General features: G+C 33.1%; 18 protein-coding genes. 11 read left to right on the forward strand and 7 right to left on the reverse strand.

Annotated features, from left to right (window positions below):
* Window positions 1-11 precede the first annotated feature (11 nt).
* The 6 genes from NLJ00_RS00345 to NLJ00_RS00370 all read left to right on the forward strand — a co-directional run bounded on the left by NLJ00_RS00345 (window position 12) and on the right by NLJ00_RS00370 (window position 5,963).
* The gene (locus NLJ00_RS00345) at window positions 12-911 is read left to right on the forward strand and encodes a MerR family transcriptional regulator (RefSeq protein WP_256635867.1); all 900 of its coding nucleotides are present in this window, start codon (window positions 12-14) and stop codon (window positions 909-911) included.
* A 39-nt stretch (window positions 912-950) separates the two neighbouring features.
* Entirely contained in the window at window positions 951-2,417 is a 1,467-nt protein-coding gene (locus NLJ00_RS00350; protein WP_256635868.1) for a phytoene desaturase family protein, read from the forward strand.
* Between the two features lie 3 nt (window positions 2,418-2,420).
* Window positions 2,421-3,260, forward strand: coding sequence for a phytoene/squalene synthase family protein (locus NLJ00_RS00355; RefSeq protein WP_053474293.1), 840 nt, complete (start codon window positions 2,421-2,423; stop codon window positions 3,258-3,260).
* A gap of 211 nt (window positions 3,261-3,471) precedes the next feature.
* Window positions 3,472-3,912, forward strand: coding sequence for a sterol desaturase family protein (locus NLJ00_RS00360; protein WP_180859856.1), 441 nt, complete (start codon window positions 3,472-3,474; stop codon window positions 3,910-3,912).
* 52 nt (window positions 3,913-3,964) lie between these two features.
* Window positions 3,965-4,474 carry an SRPBCC family protein gene (locus tag NLJ00_RS00365; RefSeq protein ID WP_053474295.1) on the forward strand — a complete coding sequence of 170 codons (510 nt, stop codon included), beginning with the start codon at window positions 3,965-3,967 and terminating at the stop codon, window positions 4,472-4,474.
* A gap of 193 nt (window positions 4,475-4,667) precedes the next feature.
* On the forward strand, window positions 4,668-5,963 hold the full coding sequence (locus tag NLJ00_RS00370; protein ID WP_256635869.1) for a cryptochrome/photolyase family protein: 1,296 nt from the start codon (window positions 4,668-4,670) through the stop codon (window positions 5,961-5,963).
* A gap of 255 nt (window positions 5,964-6,218) precedes the next feature.
* Here NLJ00_RS00370 and NLJ00_RS00375 read toward each other — a convergent pair whose 3' ends face one another.
* Both NLJ00_RS00375 and NLJ00_RS00380 read right to left on the reverse strand, forming a co-directional pair.
* Window positions 6,219-7,523 (reverse strand): ABC1 kinase family protein, encoded by a 1,305-nt coding sequence (locus NLJ00_RS00375; RefSeq protein ID WP_256635870.1) that lies wholly within the window; start codon window positions 7,521-7,523, stop codon window positions 6,219-6,221.
* Window positions 7,520-8,182 carry a TetR family transcriptional regulator C-terminal domain-containing protein gene (locus NLJ00_RS00380; RefSeq protein WP_256635871.1) on the reverse strand — a complete coding sequence of 221 codons (663 nt, stop codon included), beginning with the start codon at window positions 8,180-8,182 and terminating at the stop codon, window positions 7,520-7,522. The genes NLJ00_RS00375 and NLJ00_RS00380 overlap by 4 nt, the downstream gene beginning before the upstream one ends.
* 99 nt (window positions 8,183-8,281) lie before the next feature.
* Here NLJ00_RS00380 and NLJ00_RS00385 point away from each other — a divergent pair, with 99 nt between their 5' ends.
* Window positions 8,282-9,193, forward strand: coding sequence for a TIGR01777 family oxidoreductase (locus NLJ00_RS00385; RefSeq protein ID WP_256635872.1), 912 nt, complete (start codon window positions 8,282-8,284; stop codon window positions 9,191-9,193).
* A 2-nt stretch (window positions 9,194-9,195) separates the two neighbouring features.
* Here the strand turns inward: NLJ00_RS00385 and NLJ00_RS00390 are convergent, their stop codons facing one another.
* The 4 genes from NLJ00_RS00390 to rmuC all read right to left on the reverse strand — a co-directional run bounded on the left by NLJ00_RS00390 (window position 9,196) and on the right by rmuC (window position 13,133).
* Window positions 9,196-9,765 carry a YceI family protein gene (locus NLJ00_RS00390; protein WP_256635873.1) on the reverse strand — a complete coding sequence of 190 codons (570 nt, stop codon included), beginning with the start codon at window positions 9,763-9,765 and terminating at the stop codon, window positions 9,196-9,198.
* A 654-nt stretch (window positions 9,766-10,419) separates the two neighbouring features.
* Entirely contained in the window at window positions 10,420-10,815 is a 396-nt protein-coding gene (locus NLJ00_RS00395) for a VOC family protein (RefSeq protein ID WP_053474301.1), read from the reverse strand.
* Between the two features lie 193 nt (window positions 10,816-11,008).
* Window positions 11,009-11,557 carry an acyl-CoA thioesterase gene (locus NLJ00_RS00400; protein ID WP_053474302.1) on the reverse strand — a complete coding sequence of 183 codons (549 nt, stop codon included), beginning with the start codon at window positions 11,555-11,557 and terminating at the stop codon, window positions 11,009-11,011.
* A 190-nt stretch (window positions 11,558-11,747) separates the two neighbouring features.
* Window positions 11,748-13,133, reverse strand: coding sequence for a DNA recombination protein RmuC (gene rmuC / locus NLJ00_RS00405; protein ID WP_256635874.1), 1,386 nt, complete (start codon window positions 13,131-13,133; stop codon window positions 11,748-11,750).
* Window positions 13,134-13,333: 200 nt separating this feature from the next.
* On the opposite strand from rmuC, the gene NLJ00_RS00410 reads away from it, so the two are divergent.
* The 4 genes from NLJ00_RS00410 to NLJ00_RS00425 all read left to right on the forward strand — a co-directional run bounded on the left by NLJ00_RS00410 (window position 13,334) and on the right by NLJ00_RS00425 (window position 17,407).
* Window positions 13,334-14,185, forward strand: coding sequence for a protease complex subunit PrcB family protein (locus NLJ00_RS00410; RefSeq protein ID WP_053474304.1), 852 nt, complete (start codon window positions 13,334-13,336; stop codon window positions 14,183-14,185).
* Window positions 14,186-14,347: 162 nt separating this feature from the next.
* Window positions 14,348-14,902, forward strand: a complete 555-nt coding sequence (locus NLJ00_RS00415) for an RNA polymerase sigma factor (RefSeq protein WP_053474305.1) — start codon at window positions 14,348-14,350, stop codon at window positions 14,900-14,902.
* Complete coding sequence (locus NLJ00_RS00420) at window positions 14,899-16,758, forward strand: hypothetical protein (protein WP_256635875.1); 1,860 nt, start codon at window positions 14,899-14,901, stop codon at window positions 16,756-16,758. Before NLJ00_RS00415 ends, NLJ00_RS00420 begins: the two co-directional genes overlap by 4 nt.
* 121 nt (window positions 16,759-16,879) lie before the next feature.
* Window positions 16,880-17,407: a MepB family protein gene (locus NLJ00_RS00425; protein ID WP_256635876.1), complete on the forward strand. Its 528-nt coding sequence runs from the start codon at window positions 16,880-16,882 to the stop codon at window positions 17,405-17,407.
* A gap of 308 nt (window positions 17,408-17,715) precedes the next feature.
* On the opposite strand, the gene NLJ00_RS00430 is transcribed toward NLJ00_RS00425, so the two are convergent.
* Entirely contained in the window at window positions 17,716-21,126 is a 3,411-nt protein-coding gene (locus NLJ00_RS00430; protein ID WP_256635877.1) for a T9SS-dependent choice-of-anchor J family protein, read from the reverse strand.
* Window positions 21,127-21,278 lie beyond the last annotated feature (152 nt).

Raw genomic sequence — 21,278 nt, forward strand, 5'->3', positions numbered from 1 at the left:
AATCGTATCAAATGGTAAACAATATAAAAACTGTTTTCAGTATAAAAGATCTTGAGAATTTATCCGGAATAAAAGCACACACGATTCGCATTTGGGAAAAAAGGTATAATATTTTGGAGCCAATGCGTACTGATACCAATATCAGGCTTTATAATCTGCAAAATCTACAGAAACTTCTTAACATCACATTATTACACGAATACGGCTATAAAATTTCTAAAATAGCAACTTATCCTGAAGAAAAAATTCCGCAGTTGGTCCGTGAAATTATTTCGAAGAAAAATTCTCAAAACTACGCCATTACATCTTTCAAAATGGCGATGATGAATTTTGATCAGGAGCTGTTTTTCAACACGTTTGACTGGCTTATTTCTGAAAAAACATTCAAAGAAGTTTTTAAAGACCATTTTTTACCCTTATTGAAAGAATTGGGATTATTGTGGCAGTCAGAAACAATTACACCTGCAAATGAACATTTTATGAGTCATTTGATCAAACAGAAAATCTTAATTTATACTGAAAGCCTTCAGATTCAAAAACCAACAAAAACAGACCGAATCTTTGTTCTTTCCCTTCCATTAAATGAAATTCATCAAATAGGATTGCTATATCTTCAATATGAAATTTTATCTAAAGGCTACAAAACCATTTATTTAGGCGAAAGTATGCCAATTGAAAACCTACAGGATTTAACCAAACATTTTGAAAACATCACTTTTGTTTCCTTCATGACAATACAGCCTGATCGCGGCGTTATTAACCAGTATGTCAAGTCAATGGGGCAAAAACTGCTGCAAAAAAATAATGAAATCTGGCTTATGGGTAAAATGGTTGAACATATTGATCAAAAAAACCTGCCGGAACGAATCCGTATTTTTGATTCGATGGAAGAAACAATGGAAACTATATAAAATTTTCGTTTAAAGTTTTTGTATATTTGTTAAACAAAAATGACAAAAACTATTGCAATTATAGGTTCGGGCTTTTCTTCGTTAGCCGCTTCATGTTACTTGGCAAAACAAGGAAACAAGGTCACTATTTATGAAAAAAATCCAACGATTGGAGGTCGTGCAAGACAATTCAAAAAAGAGGGTTTTACATTTGATATGGGACCAAGCTGGTATTGGATGCCTGATGTTTTTGAACGCTTTTTTAATGACTTCAATAAAAAACCATCAGATTATTACGAGCTTATAAAGCTAAATCCTGCCTATCGTGTTTATTTTGGAATAAATGATTTTATCAGCATTTATGACAATTTAGAAGAGATTAAAGCCACATTTGAAGAAATTGAAAAAGGAAGCGGCAGCCAGCTGGAAATCTTTATTAATCAAGCCAAAAGTAATTATGATATTGCCATAAAAGATTTGGTTTATCGTCCCGGAATTTCTCCACTTGAATTAATTACAAAAGAAACAGCATTAAAGCTCAATCAGTTTTTTAGCAATGTCAGCTCAGATATTCGCAGGAAATTTAAAAATGAAAGGCTGATTCAAATTCTCGAATTTCCTGTTTTATTCCTCGGCGCAAAACCAACTAAAACGCCTTCATTTTACAATTTTATGAATTATGCCGATTTCGGACTCGGAACCTGGCATCCTAAAACCGGAATGTTTGATGTTATTCGAGGAATCGAAAAATTAGCTATAGAACTTGGTGTTACTATCCAAACAAATTCTCCTATTGAAAAAATAATCGTTGAAAATAAAACTGCAGCGGGAATTGTTATCAACGGCGAAATTATAAAAGCCGATATTATTTTAAGTGGTGCCGATTATCAGCATACCGAAACTTTACTGGAAAAAAAATATCAGGTTTATTCTCAAAAATACTGGGAAAGCCGAATTTTTGCACCCTCTTCTCTCCTGTTTTTTGTGGGTTTCAATAAGAAAATTGAAAATATTTCGCATCATGCCTTATTTTTTGATGTCGACTTTAATCAGCATGCAGCTGATATTTATGATAATCCAAAATGGCCGGAAGCTCCGTTATTTTATGCCAACTTCCCGTCTAAAACAGATCTGACCGCAGCTCCTGACGGAATGGAAACGGGATTTTTCTTAATTCCGCTTGCACCTGGAATTGAAGATAACGAAACACTAAGAGAAACATATTTCGAAAAGATAATTACTCGTTTTGAGCTACTTACACAACAAGAAATCAGAAATAACATTATATTTAAGGAATCATTTTGTAAAAACGATTTTGAAGCAGATTACAACGCTTTTAAAGGAAATGCTTACGGAATGGCTAATACATTATTGCAAACTGCATTTTTGCGCCCAAAACTAAAAAGCAAAAAAGTACGTAACTTATATTTCACAGGACAATTGACCGTTCCCGGCCCTGGTGTTCCGCCTGCATTAATTTCAGGAAAACTAGCCGCTGAATTAATTCAAAAATCTTTAAGATCTTAAAAAATGAAATCATTATTCGACGCCGTTTCTTTTAAATGCAGCAAACTAGTTACCAAAAACTATAGTTCCTCTTTTTCACTTGCTGTAAAAATGCTGTCACCAAGCATTCGCGATGCTATTTACAGCATTTATGGATTTGTTCGTTTTGCAGACGAAATTGTAGATTCTTTTCATGATTATGATAAAGAAGCCCTGATTGACGATTTTGAAAAAGAATATTATAAAGCAATGGAATTAGGAATCAGCCTAAATCCTATTTTAAATTCTTTTCAGCATACGGTGAAAGAATATAATATTACTGATGATCTGGTTCAGGCTTTTTTAAAAAGCATGAAACTCGACCTTGTAAAATCAACTTATAACACACAAGCCGAATATGCGGATTATATTTATGGTTCTGCAGATGTTGTGGGTTTAATGTGTTTAAAGGTTTTTGTATCAGGAAAAGAACATAAATATCAACAATTAAAAAGCGAAGCCATGCGATTAGGGTCGGCCTTTCAGAAAGTGAATTTTTTGAGAGATTTAAAAGATGACAATACCATCTTAAACCGAACTTATTTCCCTGGTGTTAACCTCAACAATTTCAACGAAGATTCAAAAGCGCAGATCATTAAAGAAATTGAAGAAGATTTTCACATTGCTTATCAGGGAATTGTAAAACTGCCAATCGAAGCCAAATTTGGCGTTTATACGGCATATGTTTATTACAGCAAATTGCTTAAAAAACTAAAAAACACACCGTCTCATGAAATTGGAAATTCAAGAATCAGAGTTTCAAATTATACAAAAGCCGGGCTTTTAGCGCAGTCGTTTGTGACGTATAAATTGAAGCTGGTATAATATTCGTTCAGTTTTGTCATTTCGACCGAAGGGAGAAATCGCACGCGGGATTCGACAAAGATTGGTTAATTACATTGCGGAGTTTCTAGTACGATTTCTCCCTTCGGTCGAAATGACAAACAAAAAAAATAATCTTTAGAGTCAATCTTTTATAAACTAAAGCTAAACTCAAACGATTTTAAATCATAATTTTAATAACAACATTTATAAAATGATTTCTTTTTTAATCTTTTTAGGCGTTTTTCTGTTTATGGAATGTGTGACCTGGCTTACGCACAAATATGTAATGCACGGTTTTATGTGGTATTTTCATGCTGACCATCATCAGCCAAAATACGAGCATACTTTTGAGCGCAACGACATTTTCTTTGTCATTTTTGCGATCCCAAGTATTCTCCTATTTTATTTTGGAGTTCAGGGCGGGTTCAATTATTTGTTTTTCATTGCCTGCGGCGTTACGCTTTACGGAGCCTGTTACTTTTTAATTCACGATGTATTGATTCATCAGCGTTTTAAATGGTTTAAAAACACCAAAAACAAATACCTTATCGGACTCAGAAAGGCACATAAAATACATCACAAACACCTAAATAAAGAAAAAGGAGAATGTTTCGGAATGTTGTTTGTACCCTTAAAATATTATAAAATGTAGCTTATTTGGGTGTTCCAAATGAAACATTTGTAACCATTGATTTAGTTTGAAGATGAAATTATACAAGATAGCAACCGTACAATATGTAAACGCCAAGGTCGAAGACTGCTGGGATTTTTTCTCTAGTCCAAAAAACCTGCAGACTATTACACTCGACAATATGAATTTTGAAATCAAGGATTTTGACGAAAAGCGAATGTATCACGGGCAAATTATAACTTATACTTTGCGACCGCTTTTAGGAATCAAAATTTCATGGGTTACAGAAATCACAGCCTGCAAAGAAAACAACTATTTTATCGATGTTCAGCGTTTTGGCCCTTATAAATTATGGCACCACAAACACTTTTTTGAACGTACAGCCGACGGCGGAACCAAAATGACCGACGTTGTTCATTATGCGCTCCCACTTGGAATTTTAGGGAGAATTATGAATTGGTTGGTGGTAAAGAATAAATTAAAAACCATTTTTGATTTCCGTTACAATAAAATTGAAGAATTGTTTAATTCAAAATCACAGCCAAAGATTATACAAATTAACGCGGAGCAAAAAAGTATATAAATATCTTATTTAAACACATAGAAACATAGTTTATATTGCGTAGAAAAGGCGTTTCACTTGCATAAACAAACATAGCTATGTGTGAGAAACTAGTTTCTTTCCATATTCTTTCACAAGAAAAATAAAACCTATGTTTCTATGTGTTTAAAAAACCACACATAATACAAAATATTCGTCAAGCGAAAATTATAAAATGACAAAACAAAAAGTTTCCTTTTTCTGGTTTAGACGTGATTTACGTTTAGAAGACAATACCGGATTATTTCATGCTTTACAATCCAGTTTCCCTGTAATTCCATTATTTATTTTTGATGATGATATTCTGGATAATCTTCCAAAAAACGATGCACGAGTAAGTTTCATTTACGATTCACTTCAAAAAATAAATACCGAATTAAACACTTTTGAGTCTTCGTTTTTAATCAAAAAAGGAAAAACAAAAGACGTTTGGAAATCACTTTTAGAAGAATTTGATATTCAAAACGTATTTTTCAATAAAGATTATGAACCTTTTGCGATCCAACGCGATACTGCAATTTGCAACTTACTAAAAGAAAATAATATTGAATGTTTCTCTTTTAAAGATCATGCTATTTTCGAAGAAAAAGAAATCACAAAAGCCGACGGACTTCCGTATACGGTTTATACTCCTTATAAAAATAAATGGCTTGAAAAATATCATTTGTCAGGATCAGCTCCAGAATATGATTCGAAACCATTTCAATCAAATTTTGCAAAAAATCAATTTCCATTTCCTGAATTAGCAGCAATTGGTTTTGAAAGAAGTTCTATAAAAGTTCTCCCTCACAACTTAACACAAATTGGCAATTATAAAGAAACAAGAGATTTTCCGGCTTTAGACAGTACATCTTACCTTTCGCCGCATTTACGTTTCGGAACCGTAAGTATCCGGAAATTAGTAAACTGGGCAAATCGAAAAAATCAGACTTTTTTAAGTGAATTGATTTGGAGAGAATTCTTTATCCAGATTCTGTTTAGCTTTCCCAATTGCGTCAATCATAATTTCAAACCAGCTTACGACGGAATTCAATGGCGCAATAATGAAGAAGATTTCAAACGCTGGTGTTCCGGAACAACGGGATATCCAATGGTCGATGCCGGAATGCGGCAACTAAATGAAACAGGTTATATGCACAATCGCGTTCGTATGGTTGTGGCCAGTTTTTTATGCAAACATTTATTGATTAACTGGCAGTGGGGCGAAGCTTATTTTGCCGAAAAATTACTGGATTTCGAACTCGCTTCAAACGTAGGAAACTGGCAGTGGGCCGCGGGAACTGGCTGCGATGCCGCACCGTATTTCAGAGTTTTTAATCCTGAAATCCAACAAAAGAAATTTGACGAAAAAGGCGAATACATCCGCAAATGGATTCCTGAATTTGATTTTGGTTATAGTGAACCTATGGTGGATCATGCCTTTGCGAGGGATCGCGCGATTGCAACTTATAAGAAGGGGATCATTAAATAAAATTCCAAATTTTTTAAATTCCAAATTCCAATATTTTAGGGTTATCCACAATCTTGTCATTCCGAGGAACGAGGAATCTTCGCAAGAAAGTCCGTTATCAAAATCGACAATCTTTGTAGAGCTACTTACGAAGATCCTTCCTTCGTCAGGATGACAAACTAAACAAAAAAACCTTTGTCAAAGTTTAAAACTTTGACAAAGGTTTATATCTATAAAATTGGAATTTGGAATTTAAAAAATTTGGAATTTCACAACTTAATACTTCAAATAATTCTCCACAACAATTTTCGCTTTCAAATCGAACATTAAATTATAAAGTCCGAAGAAAGTACGGTTCATGTAAATAAAGTGCTTAGAACCACGATTTCCGTTCATTTTTTTCAAATTCGTATCTTCAGAAAAACGTTTGCCTAATTCTGCAATCGCATTAAAGAAAGATTCATCGGCAAAATCAAAAGTCTCATTTTGAAAAGGTTTCGTAAAAAGTGATAATAAATCATGAAACATATCGGTGAAATACTCCACTTCTGCCGGAGTATCGTCTGGACGAAGGATTTCTAATTCAAATAATTTTTTATTAAAAAGCTTCTCGTCTGTAATCACATTTTTATTGATTAACTCAAAATAGGGTGTGTAAAACTCTTCTGGAATTTGTTTCATGCAACCAAAATCTAAAGCAATTAATTGGTTTTCATCATTAACCAAAAAGTTTCCCGGATGCGGATCTGCGTGTACTTTTCGCAAAACATGAATTTGGTACATGTAAAAGTCCCAAAGCGCCTGCCCTACTTTATCGCCAACTTCCTGATCTGTATTTTTGGCCGTGAATTCAGAAAGATGAATTCCTGTCATCCAATCCATTGTAATAATTTTCTCTGATGAAAACTCTGGATAATAATTTGGAAAAATGATGTTTTCAATTTTATTACAGGCTTCAACTACTTCCTGACTTTGTTTTAATTCCAGCAAATAATTGGTTTCTTCAATAAGTTTATCTTCAACTTCTTTAAAATATTTGTCTGAATCTTTTCCCTGCAGATTAAACATTCTGATTGCAATAGGTTTTACCAAAGCTAAATCAGAAGAAATACTGTTGGCAACACCTGGATATTGAATTTTAACGGCCAGTTTTTTATCATCTTTCTTAGCTAAATGAACCTGACCAATACTTGCGGCATTTACTGAATTTGCATTGAACTCATCAAAAATTTCATATGGAGTTTTACCAAAATTAGTCTTGAAAGTTTTTAAAACCAAAGGTGCAGAAAGCGGCGGAACTGAAAATTGTGACAAAGAGAATTTCTCCACATAAGCCTGAGGTAAAAAGTTTTTGTCCATGCTTAACATCTGTGCTACTTTCAAGGCACTTCCTTTTAAGCTTTTAAGTCCGTCGTAAATATCTTCGGCGTTATTTTCGTTAAGTTTATCGCGGCTTAAATCCGGATTTACTACTTTTTCAGCATAATGCTTTATATAATTTACTCCGATTTTGGCGCCGGTCTGAACTAGTTTTCCGGCTCTTTCTATTTTTGAAGTTGGAATATAATCGATTGTTTTCATTGTTTGCTGTATATTTTTTCTTTGAATAGAAATTTTCCAAAATCTATTAAATGATTCATTGGTGCAACATTCATTAATTCAAATGATGCATTAACCGATTTTTCGATAAAGATGTCTGTTTTTTCAAAAGCAGCAGATTCATCTTCCATCCAGAATTTAATCGTAAGCATTAATTGCAGCCATGCTGATTCCTGAATGGCTTTTTCCTGATATTTCTGCAGTTTTTCTAATTCTAATCTATAATCATCAGTCAGAATTTCTGAAACGTATTCTTTAAAACTATTTCTAAGTGTAGTTAACTGAACCAGGTTTTTAAGTGGATTTCTATCAATTTTAAGTGATTGCAAAACGTAACTTCTGTTTGCGGTTAAGATTTCGAAGAAGGTAAAATAGAAACTCAGCATTTTATTCTTCATGTCATATTCCTGATATTCTTCGTTTTTGTGAAGTAAGCTGACTGTGTTTTCAAAAAACAGTCGGAATATTTCTTTTTCTAAACCTTCTAATGTTCCAAAAAAGGAATAAAACTCCGCTTCGGTAAAATCATTTTCTTTGGCAAAATGATAAACTGATTTTGGTTTTTGGCCTTTTTCTAAAACTTCATCCATGTATTTTGAAACGATATCATCTTTGGTAATTACCTTCTTTTTAGTCGTCATTTTATTTAAAATTTAGAATTTGCCATAAAGGTAAACATTGTTTAAGTACCTTTACTAATGATTAAACGGCAAGCACTGTTAAATATATTATAAACTATTATGGCTCAAAATGTTCTATTAACCGGAGGAAGCGGATTCATTGGAAAACATCTAACAAATGTTCTTATTCAAGCTGGATATTCTGTGTCTGTTTTGAGCCGTTCCCATAAAGAAAACACTGCTGAAATCACGTATTACAAATGGGATTTGAACAAAAATTATATCGATGAAAATGCCGTTCTCAATGCTGATTTTATAATTCATCTTGCCGGTGAAGGAATCGTTGAAAAAAGATGGACAGAAAAGAGAAAAAAAGCAATTCTGGAAAGTCGCATAAAACCAATTGATTTGATTTTTTCAGTTTTAGAAAAAAACAATAAAAAGCTTAATGCTTTTATTTCGGCTTCGGGAGTGGGAATTTATGGCGCTGTTACCAGTCATAAAATTTGTACTGAAGAAACGCCTGCTGCCAATGACTTTTTAGGCACAACCTGCCAAATTTGGGAAAATGCAGCTGATAAAATCGAAGCATTAGGCATTCGAACCGTAAAAATCAGAACTGCAATTGTATTGGGAAAAGATGAAGGATTTTTGAAAAAAGTCAATCCTAATTTTAAAGCTGGTTTTGGTGCCGTTTTAGGATCAGGAAAACAATATTTACCCTGGATTCATATCGAGGATTTATCTCGAATTTATTGCAAAGCAGTTTCAGATGACCAAATGCATGGCCCGTATAATGCGGCTGTGACAGATAACACTACAAATTCGAGGTTTTCTAAAATATTGGCTTCATTATACGGATATACAATCTGGCTGCCTAAAATCCCTCCTTTTATTCTTAAAATTGTTTTAGGAGAAATGAGCGAAGCGGTCCTAACCGGACAAAGGGTTTCATCAGAAAAAATACAAAAAACCGGATTTGAATTTCAGTTTACTGATTTAGAAAAAGCTCTTATAGCAAGTATTCACTAAAATCATTTCAAAGTTAGATACTTCATATCTTCACTTTTTACAACTCCAAGTAAATTTGTATTGGCCGTTTTTGAAATTTTGCTGGCAACCACACTCGGTATTTCTATATTAAAATCTGAAACTGAAATTGGATAATTACACGAAATTTGTATTCCGTCCGGAACTCTTTTTATTAAGGCTTTCATTTCAATGATTTTCGATTTTCCGTGCAGGTAAAGTTTTCCTTTTACGTCATATTCCTTTTCAATTTCATCGACGTTTTTTAAATCAAATTTTTGAACTTTACCTTTAAAAACTGCTTTTGGATAACGATGGCTTTCAATATAATTTTCATTAAAATGTTCTTCCATTAAATCCATTTTAAACCGAAAATCTTTGATTACAACAGTACAGATTAAAGTACTTGTCTCTGGTTCGAGAATAATAGTTCCGAGTTTATTTACTGCTTTTACTTCTTCAAAAAAAGGAACAGAAGCTTCGAAATTTACAACTGCCGTAGTGGTTTTAAATTTGTCTTGGGCAAGTAATGAAAATGCAGTAAAAAATAAAATAAGCAATGTAGTTCTTTTCATAATCGTCATCAATTAAACAATTATGTCATTCTATTTAAAATAGAACGGCAGTACTCCGTGAAAAAATTTGTAACATAATGTTTATACTTAAAGTTACGAAATTTCAAGATGCGGAGTTCTTGAACTAGTGCTAAATATTTGTGAATATTTTGGTGTACGAAATGGTGGATATAAATGCGAAATGAAATTTGTTTGAGGTGAAATCAAATGTCCCTACGGGACAAATATTGGGGTCGGAAATTTTATTTTTTCTACCGATGAGATATCTCTACGAGATATTTTTTTTTGACTGCGAAATAATAAATGTCGTATAGTCCCTACGGGACAAAAACGGGATAGACAATTTATTTTTTTTCTACCGATATGTAATCTCTACGAGATATTTTTTTTGACAGCGGAATAATAAATGTCGTATAGTCCCTACGGGACAAAACGAGATGGAAATTTTGATTTTTCTACCGATATGTAATCTCTACGAGATATTCTTTTGTGAATATTCTATTTGAACAAAATTCGTTTTTGAAAATTTTAATTTTTTCTACCGATATGTAATTCCTAACGGAATATCTCGTAGAGATTACATATCGGTAGAAAAAAAAATAACGAATGACCCAAATGTCCCGTAGGGACTATACTGCTATTATTAATGACATTTTATCCATGCATTGGCGTACAAATTTCCAATAAAAAACCATCAGTATCTCTAACATACGCCACAACTTGTCCCCACGGTTTTTTCTTTGGTTCTGTAACTAAAACGGCTCCAAACGAAGTTGCTTTTTGAACAAGGTCACCAACATCTTCTGTAATAAAACCTAATTCTATTGCAAAAGGTTTGTCTTCTAAACTGCTTTCTATAAAACCTTCGCTTAAATTATGTGATGCTAATTTTTTTGATGCAAACGAAATGGTGGTTTCCCCGGTATTTAATTCTCCATAATCATTATCCGGACTTATAAATTTTCTTGCGAACCCGAATACATTTTCATAAAACTCTATTGATTTTTCTACGTCTTCAACGTATAAAATTGTATATCCAAACTTTATCATGATTTCTTTATTTAATGAATGATTAATAAAAATGAGATGTCCCTACGGGACAAAATGTGTTGGTACATATTTTTTCGTCTACCAACGAGATATCTCTCCGAGATATTATATTACTAATATAATCATTGAATGAAAAAATTACAACTAAATACGAAAGAAATATCTCAGAGAGATATCTGATCGGTAGAAAAATTTAGCTGATTTCTAAAAGCACGTTGTATTTATCTAAGCTTGCCAAGTCTTCGATTGAGTTAATATTGGCAACTTTTTCATGTTCTTCTACTTCTTTTCTAACTTCGATATGTTTGATTGCTTTTCTAAAACGTCTAACTTCATCCAGATTAGATAATATAAGCCCCGGAACGGGAACACTTTTACCTTCTTTATCTTTGGCAACCATTGTAAAATAAGAGGAATTACAATGTTTGATTACTCCGGTTTGGATATTTTCTGCTTCAACGCGAATGCCCACGATCATCGAACTTCTTCCCACGTAATTTACAGAGGCTTTCATGGTTACTAATTCTCCAACTTCTATTGGTTTAAGAAAGTTTACTGTATCAACAGAAGCCGTCACGCAATAGTTACCGCTAAATTTTGAAGCCGAAGCAAATGCAATTTGATCCAGAAGCTGTAAAATATAGCCCCCGTGAATTTTACCGCTAAAGTTAGTATGCGACGGAAGCATTAATTCTGAAATGCTGATTTTTGAGGAAGAAACGGGTTTAAAATCTGTAGTCATGTTTTTTGTTTTTGGAAATTTTTATAGTTATTATTTTAAACACATAAAAACATAGTTTTTAAATGGCGTTAAAGGCGTTTCACTTGCATTAACAAATCCCGTCCCGACGATTCGGGATGGGGACTATGTGTTAGAAACTAGTTTCTTTTTCATCCTTTCACACAAAAGTAAAATCTATGTTTCTATGTGCTTAAATATTTTCTTGATTCAATAATTCGGTTTCATCCGTATTCAACGCTCTGTTGATGATATTTTCCGGAAGTGATTTCTTGGCTTTTGCGCCCATTTTTTTTAATCTTTCTACACTCGAAATCAAATTTCCTTTTCCGTCAACAAGCTTATTCATGGCGTTTTCGTATTCAGTTTTAGTGTCTTTTATTTTATTTCCAATTCTAACTAAATCGGTAACAAAACCTTCAAATTTATCGTATAAAGCTCCGGCTTGTCTGGCAATTTCAAAAGCATTTTCCTGCTGTTTTTGATTTGCCCACATACTATCTATCGTGCGCAGCGTTGCTAATAATGTACTTGGCGTAACAATTACAATATTTCTGTCGAAGGCTTTATTGTATAACGTAGAATCCTCGTTGAGCGCAATCGCAAAAGCGGGTTCTATCGGGATAAAAAGCAAAACAAAATCCGGGCTTTCTATTTGATATAAATCATGATAGTTTTTATTTCCAAGTTGTTCAACGTGGCGTTTAATAGACGAAACATGTTCTCTAAGCCAGTCTGCTTTTAGTAAATCAGATTCTTCGTTTACCCATTTTTCATAAGCAACAAGAGAAACTTTAGAATCGACAATCATTTTCTTACCATCCGGAAGATTGATCACAACATCTGGAAAAACACGGTTTCCTTCGGCATTTACAAAACTTTGCTGTACTTCATATTCTCTTCCTTTTTCTAAACCGGATTTTTCGAGAACACGTTCTAAAACAAGTTCGCCCCAGTTTCCCTGCATTTTACTGTCACCTTTTAACGCTTTGGTCAGGTTTAGGGTTTCTTTGCTCATTTGAGCGTTCATTTCGCTTAAACCAATAATCTGCTGGCGCAATGCTGCGTGATAATCAATACTTTCCTTATGCGTTTGATCTACTTTTTGTTCAAATACATGAATTTTATCCTGAAGCGGCAGCAGGATATTTTTCATGTTTTCACTATTCTGTTCTGTAAATTTTGCCGATTTTTCTTCAAGAATTTTGTTCGCGAGGTTTTCAAATTCTTTGGTGAATTTTTCCTGAAGTTCGTTTATTTCACTTTTCTGTTCTTTATGGCGTTCCCAAAGATTCTCAAAATCAACTTCTTTTTTAGAAAGCTGAATGGCCAGACTGTCTTTTTCTGTTCGGATACTTTCTTTTTCAGAATTAATTAAATGAAGTTGCTTCTGAAAATTATTTCTTTCTGTTTCAAATTGTTCTTTCTGTAATTGAAACTGATTTGCATTTGCAGTAAGTCTTTCTTCTAAACTTACTTTTTCTGCCTGAAATTTAGCAGAAAACAACATTTTTCCTAAGTATATCCCCAGAAACAAAGCAATTACAAAAGCCAATAAAAGTGGAAGAAATTCTAACATATCTAAGTTAATTTTAAGTAAAAGTACGCAATAATACGTAGTTCGTGGTTTTAAAAATTAAAATATCACGAATTAGTATGGGGTCTAAATTAAACAAACAATCTAAATAAGATTTACGGAAATACTTTAAAAAAATAATTTTTCACGCAACCATTTTAAAGCAGCTCCATCTACATTATATAACCTATTAAAAAATAATCATGAAAAAATTAATGTTGAGCTTATTTATCGCTTTTGGATTTAGCGCCTGCTCTCTTAGTAATGACGACCTGAATGTTGACTGTGGAACTAATGTAGATTTACCTTTTTCGGGCTTCCCTGTTTTATGTAATTATAGTGTAAAAACTTTACCTAATAATCCAAGTGCCCTTATTATAACTTCGCAGGAAAAAATGGACGCTTATTTTACAAAACATGCAAATACCTGTACAGTTGCAAGCGATCCAAACATTAATTTTAGTGATAACTATATGATTGCACTTTTTGCAGGTGTAAAACCTACAAATGGTTATGCTATAAAAATTACTTCTATTGTACAAAATAACTGCGAAATCATTGTTAATTTCTACGAAAAAGGACCTCAAACGGGAGAAACTTTAACGCAGACTCCAACTTATCCAACAGATTTTATTTTGATCCCAAAAACAGCAAAAGCAATTTTGTTTAACAGAACTAACGAAAGTCCTGATAATATCGTAATTGGAAGTTTTGGAACTACAAATGACTTTTTTCAGATCAATGATTACAATATTTTAAAATTCCTTGGTGTAACTACCGGAAACTACGAGTTTGAGCAATATAAATACAATGCTAAAACGGTAAGAAGTGAATATACTACATTGTCAAAAACTATCCCTACAGAAATTACAGCAATTAAAGGCCAGACAAAAACCTATGGTACACCAGGTGCTCAGGGCGGCGTTTATTTTGAGCTTCGTCAGGGAATTACAGTAACTAAAATTACTATTGACAATAATGATACTCCGGATATGAGCAGTGAAATAAAAGCTTTCAGAATGGCGCTTAAGGCAAAAATCAACAGCTTAAAATAATACTCATTAAGTAACATCTGTATCTTTTGCTACCCAACAAAAGATACAGATATACTTGATAATCAAAAACTAACACAAAATACCACTAGTTCTAACTATTTACAAAATGTAGTTTTGTAAGCTTTTAAGAACTATTTTTGCAAAACCAAATTAATCCATTTTTTGAAAGACGATTTAGAGAAATATATTAAGCTTTGCATGAAAAATGACAGAGGAGGACAACTGAAAATATATCAGTTGTTCTCTCCTGTTTTATACGGTATTTGCCTTAAGTATATGAAAAATGAAGACGATGCCAAGGATGTTTTCCAGGAAGCATTTGTTATTGTTTTTCAAAAAATCAGCCAATATAAATTTGAAGGAAGTTTTGAAGGCTGGCTAAAACGAATTTTCATTAATAAGCTGATTGAGACTTTAAATAAGAAGAAAAAAGAGAGTTTCTTTCTGGATGTTTTTGATCCCGATACTGATTTTGTAGAAGAAGAGGAACTGGACATTATCCCAATAGAACAAGAAAAACTGTTAGAATATATTAGGGATTTACCGGATCAATATCGAACAGTTTTTAACCTCTATGTTTTTGAAAAGATGAAACACAAAGAGATTGCCGAATTACTAAAAATCTCTGAAGGAACATCAAAATCAAATTTAAATAGAGCTAAACATATTTTGCAAAAAAGAATACTGAGCATAAAAAAAAATTTTAAGATAGCATGAAGAAGCAAAAAATAGAAGATATTTTTTCATCAATGGAAGACTTCTCGAGTGTTCCGCCTCCTGAATTGTGGGGTCAGATTGAAGAAAAACTCGACAAACCTAAAAAGAAGAAAAGAGCAATTCTTTGGTGGTCTGCGGCTGCATGCTTATTATTAGGTTTACTGCTCCCGTCTGTATTGCATTTTAGTTCTGATAATTCGGGAATTAAAACAATACAGAACAATTCTATTGAAAATAATAATGTGGTTCTGGATCAGGAAAATAAGGATACAGATAAAACCAGAAGTATTGAAAATAAAGAAAATATCCTTGAAAAAGAATCGAATAATAATCGGGTTTCGTCATCAGAAAAAACAACTAATCAATCAGACCAAAATCAATTAAATCAAAATTCAAAAACAGTTAAAGCTCAAACAGGTTCTCAAAACAAAACAAATAATAACAGCTTTGAACCAAAAGTAAATGTCGAAAGAAATAATGCCGTAGCCGAAAAATCATTTGTTCCAGCGAGAGAAAATGGGTTAAATGCAGATTCTAAAAGTCAAATTTCTACCAATAAAAAAGAAAATATAAATCGCGCTGTCGCCGAAAAAACATTTGTTTCAGCTGGAGAAAATGGATTTAATGCGGCATCTAAAAGTCAACTTTCGACCACTAAAAAAGAGAATTTAAACAATGCTGTTGCCGAAAAATCATTTGCCCCAAACAAATCGGATTCTTTTAATTACGGTTCGAAAAGTCAGTCAGACATTGAAAAAAGAAATGCTGATAAGGTTTTAGCAGAGAAGAAATTTGCTCCGGCAAAAACAAATAATTTTAATGCTGTTTCAGGGAATCAATTACCGAATTCAATTTTTGAGGATCTTTCGTCTTCAAAAAATAAAAATGCACTTGCAGTTAATGCTTCAAATTCTGCAGCAAAGAGAAATCCAAATGCTTTAAGTCCTTCGTTGAATAAAGAAAGTATTCAAAAAACGACTGCTGACAAAAGTATTGCAAGTGTTCAAAATGGTAATTCAAAAAACAGTACTGCTTTTAGTAATTCAAATGTTTTGAGTAAAAAAGATTCTGTACAGTTAGCTGAACTTCAAAATTTAGAAAAAGGAATTGCTGCTGTTACTCCGGAAGCAGAGAAAAAGAAAAAAGAAGACAAAACATTATCTAAATCAGAAAAATGGGCTTTACAGCTTTTTGCAGGTGTTGCCAATTCTGAAAATTATAAAAACAATAAAACTTTAGGAAACGTAAACGATTCTAAACAAAGTAATTCGTACGGTGTAAAAACACAGTATAAAATCAATAAAAAATGGGCCGTTGCTTCTGGCTTTAAAATCAATGAACTGGGGCAAAGTGTGGCAAATGTTTCCTATTTAAGCACAAGAAACCAAGCTCTTTTCAGCTCAAGCGATTATTTTGTAAAAAATGAAAGCGTTCCACAAATTGCAAGTGATACACGTTATGTTTTAGTTTCAAATACTACAAAAGATGTGCTGCAAAGCGATAATATTGAAACTGGAAATCTGAGCCAAAATCTTCGTTACATCGAAATGCCTTTAGAAGTTTCGTATTCTGTTTTTAATAAAAAGAGAACAAACATAAATCTAAACACAGGCGGATTTATTGGTAAACTGATTTCGAACAGTGTTGCCATTGATGGAAATTCTATGGGCGAAAACGTAAATGCAAACGATTATGTTTATGGTACAACTTTGAGCAGTACGGTACAATATAGGGTTTATAAAAAAACAAACGTTTTTGTTGAACCTGCTGTTAATTATTATGCAAATCCTTTAAGCAATCAATCTTTTAATCAATTTCAATGGGGATTGAATTTTGGGTTGAATGTTAACTTTTAATATCTATAGTTTATTGTTTTTAATTTCAATAGATATAACAAAAAGGCGGTTCATTTGAACTGCCTTTTTTATTGAATTAATGTTTGATTTATTGTATTTTGCAGGGAAAACAAAACAATTAATGACTTTTAAAAATAACTGGAATGATCTAAAATTTGTTCCAAAGAATTTACAAATTGCAAAAGAACTGATTTATGATATTTGCAATTTCGAATGTTCTGAACCTCAACCCGAAAAGGAAAGTCAGGAATATGACGCTTTCGATTTTAAAATCGGCGAAAGCCAGATTAAATTTAGATCGGCTAAAATTACGCCAACCAAAACAGGTCAGTTTGTAACTTTATGGAAACGAAATAAAGCCGGAATTATCGAACCTTTTGATTATTCTGATGCAATAGATTTTGTAATTGTAAGTGTTCAAAAAGAAAATCTTTTAGGGCAGTTTATTTTTCCGAAAGAGGTTTTACTCAAAAAAGGAATTTTTACAACAACTGTAAAAGAAGGAATAAGAGCCACAAGAGTTTATCCGCCTTGGGATGAAACAACAAGCAAACAGGCTCAAAAAACGCAACAATGGCAATTGGATTATTTTTTACCCATTTCTGATCAAACAGATATAAATCGTGCTAAGTTTTTACTTGGCAAATAGATAAAAACAAAAAGGCAGTTCGAATTGAACTGCCTTTTTGTTTTTTATGTATGTTTTTGTTCCGTAGGAACATTTCATTGGTAGAAAATATATTATTACCATATAATTTACGTTCCGTAGGAACGTTTCATTTTGTTATCATTTTTTTCAATATCATATCAAACGTTCCTACGGAACGTAAACACTACTTGCTATTGTTTTTTTCTACCAACGAAACATTCCGACGGAATGATAAGCCAATCTATTTCAAAATTGTAAAAGACTAATTTATTAAAAACAAAAATAATTTTAATGAATTAATCTTTAGCTTATTTTTTCAGGATTTTTTCTTTATAAATCACTTTATTGTTTTCTGATAAAGTATAAATGTAAAGTCCCGGATATAAATTACGAACTGACATTACGGTGTTTGAAAGTTCCTGACTGCTTTTAATTTCAATAGGATTTCCTAACACACGACCGTTTATATCGTAAAGTCTTAGTTTTAGATTTCTGTTTTCGCTTGTTTTTACTGCAAAATTTAAATCATCAACAGCAGGATTTGGATATGCTTTTACAAAAAATCCGTTTTTAGTTCCAAAATCAGGAGTTGATAAAACATCTTCTTTTAATTCAAAACGAGCAATTACAGGTCCGTGATCTGATGTTGTTGTGGTATAACTTGCGATATCATTACGCGGGTCATAAACTGCAATGGAATTTGGAATATATTCATCACTTAATTCATTAGAAATTATAATGTGATCCAGAAATCCGCCTGAACTTAAAAAACTGTAAGCGCCAGCCTGGCTGATTCCTAAAGTAAGTGCATTGTAGTTATTCGTATCTGTAACAAAACTTTCGTAAGAAGAAGGATTTGGCGTAATAACCGATGCTTTTACATCATCATTGTAATCTCCTAAAATAATTAAATTAGAATTTGAATAATGCGCATCTAAACTGTCTTTTAAAACCTGAGCATCGTATTTACGCATGTTGTAACGTGAAATATCGCTTCCGCTGTTGGCACGTGCGTGAAGATCTACCAGATTGATTTCTTTTGTAAATCCGCCCATATTGGTTTCGATTGTTACCAAATACGGCAAACGTCCTGATGAGAAAAAACTTGAACCATTTCCGCCAGGATAATTCGGTAACGTTTTTGTTCCGGCACGAACTTCGTCATAAAACTCTTTAAACATAACACGAGTCTTTTTTACAGAAGTTGTCTGCGTGTTATAAAGTACAACAAGTTTTTGCGGCGGGAAATTAGGATCTGGTGCGTCAAAAGAATACGACCATGATGTCGAAGTTGTTTTATCGAATGTTTTTCCGTTAATGTTTATTTTTTGAATTAAAACATCAATCGACGGATCATCAGAAACTTCCTGAACTACATAAACGTCCGCATTTAGTTTGTTCATTACTTTGGCTACATTATCAATTTGCAAGGCATCATCTGTTGGACCAAATTCTACTCCGTCAGTTCCTTTTACATCTGTACCAAAAAATTCTAAATTATAGGTTACCACATCAAATGTATCTGCTTTTGGTAAAGAAGAACCTGTCAATAAACCAATTTGTTTGTTTAATCCAGTTCCCGTTACTGTTAATGGCCCGGAAATTATTAATTGTTTTGATGAAGGTGTAAATCTTGCATAGATTGTTTTACCATTTGCAGCTTCTGTAGCTTCGACAATTACGCTTGACTGGAATGTAATATTATCTAATGATACTTGATAATCTGCCGGAGCTGTAATTGTAATGTCTCCATAACCTTCGGCTTTAAAAATAAAAGACTGGCTTGCCGAAATTGTATTTTGTGCAACATCTCCAAAATCAAGAACAGGATTTGCATTTACATAACCTGTTTCATTGGTAATTGCAACATCATCTAATGACCATTCGGCTGCGAAGTTATTTCCTCCAGCTGTAGTTTCATAAACCCATGCAACATATGTGCTGCTTGTTTTAAAACCGCTTAAATCAATATATTGTGATTGTGTATACGTTCCGGTTACGGTTGGGAATTTACCATCTATTTCTGCCCAGGTTGCCGTTTCCGGATTGCTTTTTCCATCATAATCTGTAGAAACCATTAATTTTAAACCCGGACCTGCATAAAATTTACGAGAGTAAAAAGATAATAATGCAAAATGAGTAAAGGTATCTAAATGTAATTTTGGCGAAATCAACCAGTCTTTACTTGCTCCGGTATCTGAAAATCCGTTCACTAAAACGGCTCCAGTTCCTGAATTTACATTTCTTGCAACCGTTGTTGGAGACCATTTGTTTATGGTTCCGGCAACGTTATATTGTGTCCATCCGCTGTTAGATAAAACATTAGGATCATTAAATCCTTGTATATACGGATTAATTCCTACTCCTGTCAGTGTAACAATTTTTGTTGCAGCGCCATTTGATTCATGCGTTATCTCGCCGGTAAAACTGTTGATTGCATTTGGTGTAAACTTTACATACACTGTTGGAGTGGCATTTGAAGCAAAATCAGCAGCCGCAAATGTTAATGTCGATGCAAAAGTGATGTTATCTTTAGAAATTGTAAAATTTGCTGTTGAAGTTAAAACAACATCATCAGTAAGGTTTAAACCTTGAAGCTGGTATGAGAAAACATCTGAATCAAAATTTGCTTCAGAAAAACCTAAATTTAAAGAAACAACCGAAGGAACTAAATTAGGAAGCGCAACGCTTGAAGTTGCGGCATCAATTCTATTTACTGTAGACTGAACATTTCCATAAGGATCTTCGGAAATTGAAAAAACAGAATATGCCGTACTTAAACTTAATCCTGTAAAACTTTTTACATATTCCTGAGATGCATTTGTAATATCTAAAAATCCAGATTGTAAAGCTGCTGTTCCTGCAGCATCTTGCCCTGCTTTTATTTGAGCAATTGTAGGTTCTGCACTTCCGCCCGGCAATAATACATAATACGTTTTTGCCGGTTCGTCTAGTTTATTAATGAAATCAAAGCTTTGTGCTAAAATGTTATCTGCTTTTGGATATCCTGATGCATTTACCGGAGCTGCAACATCGCTTTTAATATCGATATTATCAATTGCAAATGAAGGACGCGAGCCTGATCCTGAAACTTGTCTTGAAATCCATCTAATTTGAACTATTGGCTGATTATCACATTCTGCAGGCAAAGTTACTTTTATGGTTTTCGAGTTTTGAGGCGTTGTAATGGCAGTGGTCTGTTTTACATCATTATTTACATAAGCAGTTGATAATAATGAAATAAAAGGCGCACTTGTACCTACTCTATATTGCAAAACCATTTCATTTATACGTGAACTGTTTGCAGCGACATCATAAGGATTACGAATTGTCATCGCATCATATTGCACTTGTATTGCTGTTTCTCCAGTTGCATCAAAAGCAAAACCAATTGTTAAGTCTAATGAACCAGTATTTAAGAAACCAATTTTACCATCATAATTATGAAAATTACCACTTGTAGTTGCTGCAGTACTGCTTGCAACTAAAGGTCTGTCTGCCACTAATACTGCATTTGTATTAAAAGCAGATCCTGGAACTGTACTTGCTGTCCATCCTTGAAATCCAGCAGGATATGCTGTAACACTAGGAGCAATAGAAAAATTTTGCTGATACGGCAAATCCTGAGGTGTTGGAAAGGTTTGCGCAACCAGGCTAAGTGAACAACAAAAAAAACTTAAAAAAGCCACGAGGTGGCGAATTGAGTAACTGTTTTTCATAAATTTAAAAATAGGGGTTTAGAACTCAAAGTTATATTGTTTAAAGTTAAGGGAATATTGTAAAAACTTAAATTAATTGTAAGTTTTTACATAAATATTTTATTAACAGTAAATCTAATTTGGTATTCTAAAATTTTCCTGATTTAGGCAGA

Origin of the sequence: Flavobacterium panici (assembly GCF_024499525.1) — a bacterium.
Taxonomy (GTDB): Bacteria; Bacteroidota; Bacteroidia; order Flavobacteriales; family Flavobacteriaceae; genus Flavobacterium; species Flavobacterium panici.